This is a genomic window from Bradyrhizobium iriomotense (genome assembly GCF_030160715.1).
GTDB classification, from domain to species: domain Bacteria; phylum Pseudomonadota; class Alphaproteobacteria; order Rhizobiales; family Xanthobacteraceae; genus Bradyrhizobium; species Bradyrhizobium iriomotense.
The window spans coordinates 1-674 of record NZ_BSOW01000141.1; the positions used below are offsets into that span (position 1 = coordinate 1).

General features: G+C 59.8%; 1 protein-coding gene. It reads right to left on the reverse strand.

Annotated features, from left to right (window positions below; all coding sequences use genetic code 11):
• Positions 1-674 (reverse strand): site-specific integrase (locus QQL28_RS45760; protein WP_284276446.1); only part of this gene is annotated, 674 nt, incomplete at both ends.

Below are 674 nucleotides of genomic sequence, written 5' to 3' on the forward strand. Positions count from 1 at the left end.
ACGGCGAAGGCATGCCGTAGCGAATGCGGCGTCACGGGCTTGGCAAGGCCCGATAGCCGATGCGCCTTGCTGCAGGCGTCCTGCACCGCGTTGGTCGATATCGGCTCGTTGGGGATACCGCCGGGAAACATCCACGTCTTCGGCCGGACGGCGCGCCAATAGTCGGTCAGTGTCTCCAGCAACCGTGCCGAGAGCATGACGTAACGGTCCTTCTTCCCCTTGCCTTGATCGACGCGTAGCACCATCCGCTGTCGGTCGATGGCCCCCGGCTTTAGGCGTACCGCTTCGGAAATGCGCAGACCGGCGGCGTAGCATGTTGTCAGGATCACTTGATGCTTGAGGCTCTCCACGCAGCCGAGGAAGTGCAGCACCTCTTCGGGACTGAGGATGACGGCGAGCGTCTTGGGCACCTTTGGACACGGAATGATGAGGTCGAAATCCCATTCGAAGCCGAGCGTGACACGGTAAAAGAAGCGGAGCGCTGAGACGGTCACGTGGATCGACTTCGGCGCCAGCTTCTTCTCGTTCGTTAGATAGACTTGGTAGGCGCGGACATCCTCCGGCCCAAGCAAAGCCGGCGATTTGGCAAAATGGCGGGCGAACTGCGAAATCTGCAGCAGATAGCAATCCTGCGTATGCGGTGACAGATTGCGGATCTGCATGTCGTTTATCAT